Below are 4,423 nucleotides of genomic sequence, written 5' to 3'. Positions count from 1 at the left end.
GTATTAAAGTAGCACTAAGTTAATTTAGTGCTATTTTATTTATGTCTATATCTTTGAATTTTCGCTAACTATGTTATAATTAGACTCTAATCTTTTGCCTTTAAAGGCAAAAATTCTTTTCATCGGTGTTTATTTGTAGAGATACAATTAGATCCTTTTTACTGGAAAATAACATATGTCAATTTCAATAACAGAAACAGTTTTAAAATTAATTAAAGCAACAAAAGAAAAAAAGGCTTTAGAAAAGTTAAAAGCTAACGAAAAAATCAAGAAAAAAGAAAATGCTCGTAAAAAAGCAAAATTACGTGGCAATTTAACGAGCCAAGAAGAAGTTTTTGAAGCTAAAAATCTTGATACTGCTTATTTAGAAGGTTTACGTAAAGCTAAGCATGATGTAGCTGACTTTTCTGCAAAAGGTCAAGTTACCTTAAAAACTGTAAAAAAACAAAAAAAAGGTGTACGTGCAGAAAGATTACATAAAGTAATTGCTCGTACAGGAATGTGTTCGAATCGTAAAGCAGAACAATTAATTCGTGAAGGTCGTGTCTCTGTAAATGGAGAAAAGGCTATTCTTGGTCAACAAATTGATTTAAATGACACCTCAATCAAAGTTCGTATTGATGGTGAAATCATTAAACACCGTGCAGCTCTTAAAGAGTCATGCCAAGTTTTAATTTATCATAAAGCTGAAGGCGAAATTTCTTCAAGAAAAGATCCAGAAGGACGTAAAACCGTTTTTGATCGTTTACCTCGTTTATCTGTTGGGCGTTGGGTACAAGTAGGACGTTTGGATGCTAATACCTCAGGATTACTTTTATTTACCAATGACGGTGAATTAGCTCACAGATTAATGCACCCTTCTTTTAATATTGAACGTAAATACTTATGTCGTGTTTATGGTGAAGTTACTGATGAAATGATTAAGCGTATTAAAAAAGGGGTAATGCTTGATGATGGGATTGCTAAATTTGATGATATACGTCCAATTAATGACCAAGAGCAAAATTTAGATTCTTATCAACAAGGGCAACGTAAAAAAGCTAACGCTTGGTTTGAAGTAACTTTAAGTGAAGGGCGTAAACATGAAGTGCGTCGTATTTGGGAAAGTCAAGACGTAATAGTTTCTCGTTTAATTCGTATTGAATATGCTGGAATTTGTTTAAATCGTACTTTAAGTATTCCTCAATCAGGTTATTTAGAAGCTGATCTTGAAGAAATAAATCTTTTAAGAGGTTTAGTAGGACTTCCTCCTGAAACTAAAGGTTATGCTTCAGCAGAAGAATTAAATTATAGTAATTCTGAATTTAAGCGTGAAAGAACACAGCACTTACGTAAAATCAAAAAAGCTATTTTCAAAGATAGTAAACACCGTTCACAAGTACAAAAAGTACAAGATGAAAAGAATAAAGAACAACATGAAAAACGTAAGCAATTAGCTGAAAAAATTTCTCAAAAGAACAAAAAGAAATTTTCAAAACGAAGCGGTGATGAAAGCTTTGTTGAAAAATTCTATAAATAAGATTTTAAATCTTTCAGAAACGTTAGTTTAATTTCATGTCTTCAAAAATTTATCCAGACATAATTTTGCAAGAATTAGAGCCTTTTTATCAATTAAAGCCAGTATTTTTACCTAATACGACTCAAGAAGATAAAGATCTATTCTTTATGGAGTTATGTTTAGACTTAACCAAGGTTGCAGAACGTTTAGGAGAAATTCCTATTGCCGCTCTTTTAGTAATTGATGATAAGATCCAAGGTATAGGACTGAATGCTCCAATAATGCTTAATGATGCTAGTGCTCATGCTGAAGTTTTAGCGATTAGAGATGCGGGAGCAAGAGTAGGAAATTATCGTTTAGTAGAGTCAACTATTTATACAACTTTAGAACCTTGTCCTATGTGTGCGGGAGCAATTTTACATGCTCGTTGTTCAAGATTGGTTTATGGAGCTAAGGATCTTAAAACCGGATCAGTAGGGGGAAGATTTAATCTGTATCAAGATTTTCCTATGAATCATATTCCTGAAATTGTATCAGGAGTGAGAGGGACTAAAGTTAGCGAAGAGTTGCTAAGATACTTTCAACATAAAAGAATGATGAAAAAAGAGCAAAAGCGTTTACTTCGTGCTGCGACCCAAATTTATTATGAACAATAAACTAAAGGACATCTAAGTTTTGTTAGATGTCCTTTAGTTTTTTTAATAGTTTTCTACCGCTAAATGAGCTTCGGTTTTTCTTTCTTCTGCATTTAGAAGTTTAAGTTTACCTTTGCTAATGAGATAGATATTATCTGCAATATCAAAATAAGCATCATCGTGACTTATCGCAAATACCGTAATTCCTTTTTCTTTAATTAAAGGTAAGATTTGATGATAAAAGGTATAACGGAATGAAGGATCTTGATCAGCTGCCCATTCATCAAGAATCATAAATGATCTTTGTTCAGCAATTGCTACGAGCAGAGCTAATCTTTTTCTTTGTCCAGTTGATAAAGAAGTTGTAGATAAGTTTTGGGCAATAACCTCAACTTTTTCTTTCATCTCTAATAAATTGAGCCACTGATCAATTAAAGCATTAGTTTCTTCTGAATCATCGGTAGGTAATTCATGGAAGAGATAAAAGTCACTAAATACTGAGGAAATCATGCCACGATATGAAGACGCTAATTCAGGAGTAATTGGAGTATTATCGACATAAATAGTTCCTGAAGTTGGTTCAACTAAACCTGATAACAGGAGTGATAGAGTTGATTTTCCTGAACCATTTTTTCCAATCAGAAAAGTAAGTTCTCCTCGTTTTAAGGTAAAGTTTACCGGCTCTAATGAAAATTGCTGTACTTCCTTGTTAGCATCAGCAGCATTTTGTTCTTTAGGATAAGTATAGGTTACATTTTCAAAGCGAATTGTTTGCCAATTCGGATTTAAAGCATTTTGTTCAGAAAACTCTTCAACATAAGGACTAAATTCTAGTTGTTGAATTTTTTGGATAGAAACAAAACCTAAACTTATATCAGAAATAGAAGAAACGGCTTGACCAATAAAGTTACGAATAAAGAGAATGGTTACGGCAAAGGTAATGGTGGTCTCTATAGTTGCAAGATTAAAATTATAGGCAAGGAAGAAAATTAATCCTACAAGAGCAAGAATAGAAACGTCAAAGTAGTTGTTACCTAAGTAATGGAAAAAATCTGTTTTTACTATAGCTGCACGAGAGTTTTCTGCATGAGGAGTTAGTTTTTGCTCATAGAATTTAGACGCTCGTTTATTGTTTAATTTTAATTCACGATGACCATCAAGAATCGCTTGGTAATCTGTAGAAAGAAAATCTTTTGTAGCTCGATACTTTTTAAAATTTAAGACTACAGTTTTTACAATTAGATGCATGCCAAGAAGAATTAACCCACAACAAACAATAGTAACTGCTAACAGAGATAAAGATAAATGTCCAAGATAGAATCCTGTGCATAAAGCAAGCACCGCACCTTGAATTACATCTGGTAAGTTCATAAAGATACGAGAGATATTATCTATATCTCCGTTTAAACTCGCTAAAATTTTCCCTTTACCTTGAGATTTTACTTGTTGATAACTAGAATCAATAATTTGCTTAACTAGTTGCTTTCTTAATAAAAAGACAATTTTATGTCCAAAGGCTGCAATAGAAATTTGAGCAATAGTTTGTACGGCAAGAAAAGCTACAAGGGTAAGTAAAAAAGCAATAAAAGTATAAACTCCAAAACTATCAGTGTTTAGTAATTTAGTGTTAATAAAGTTTAAGATTGCAATGCTTACTAACCCATTGAGAACAGATAAGAGGATAATAATAAAAATACGCCACTTAAATTTTTTAGCGTAGTGTAAAAATAGAACCATATTTCAAAATATAATGTAAATAAATAATGTAAATTAAAGTGGTTTTCTATATTGTAGCAAATTAAATTTTACATATACAAAAAGTCCTGCTTATTTATCAAATTATAAGCTGATAAATAAGCAGGATTTTTGTTACTATGATTGTAAAAATTGAATCTTAAGCATCAATTCTTGAACTGCGACGTGAAGAATTATAATTAGAGCGGTTACGATATAATTTTAATTTATTATCACGTAAAACCATAATTGTTTTAGTCGATTTGGTTTTGCTATCATTTTGTAATGAACGTTTACGATTTAAACGCACTACACGACGTTTGAAACTAATTAATCTTCTTAAGCTTTTGAATGCTTTTTTTCTAATTTTACGCATATGCACCTCCTTGACCAATTTTCTCAAGTAAACTCTACTATAGAAAAAAGGTGGAAATAAATGTAGCTAAAATATCAACATAAATATAATGTTTAGCTCGTATACTATTTTAATTATATACATATAAATCTACGCAAATAAATAAATTAGTTCTACTTTTCCCTAGAAAATGCCAATAAA

Annotated in this window: 4 protein-coding genes; 2 read left to right on the top strand and 2 right to left on the bottom strand. The window is 31.3% G+C overall.

All coding sequences use genetic code 11. The features are described from left to right. The first annotated feature begins 175 nt into the window (after positions 1-175). Both CKF59_RS04235 and tadA read left to right on the top strand, forming a co-directional pair. Positions 176-1,519, top strand: coding sequence for a pseudouridine synthase (locus CKF59_RS04235; RefSeq protein WP_119534730.1), 1,344 nt, complete (start codon positions 176-178; stop codon positions 1,517-1,519). 35 nt (positions 1,520-1,554) lie between these two features. Beyond that, positions 1,555-2,154 carry a tRNA adenosine(34) deaminase TadA gene (tadA, locus tag CKF59_RS04230; protein WP_222985576.1) on the top strand — a complete coding sequence of 200 codons (600 nt, stop codon included), beginning with the start codon at positions 1,555-1,557 and terminating at the stop codon, positions 2,152-2,154. A 42-nt stretch (positions 2,155-2,196) separates the two neighbouring features. Here tadA and CKF59_RS04225 read toward each other — a convergent pair whose 3' ends face one another. Further along, entirely contained in the window at positions 2,197-3,870 is a 1,674-nt protein-coding gene (locus tag CKF59_RS04225; protein ID WP_119534729.1) for a cyclic peptide export ABC transporter, read from the bottom strand. A gap of 157 nt (positions 3,871-4,027) precedes the next feature. Next, the gene (locus tag CKF59_RS04220; RefSeq protein WP_119534728.1) at positions 4,028-4,243 is read right to left on the bottom strand and encodes a hypothetical protein; all 216 of its coding nucleotides are present in this window, start codon (positions 4,241-4,243) and stop codon (positions 4,028-4,030) included. Positions 4,244-4,423 lie beyond the last annotated feature (180 nt).

This window comes from Psittacicella gerlachiana (assembly GCF_003585965.1).
GTDB lineage: Bacteria > Pseudomonadota > Gammaproteobacteria > Enterobacterales > Psittacicellaceae > Psittacicella > Psittacicella gerlachiana.
This window is presented reverse-complemented; position numbering and strand designations above follow the sequence as displayed.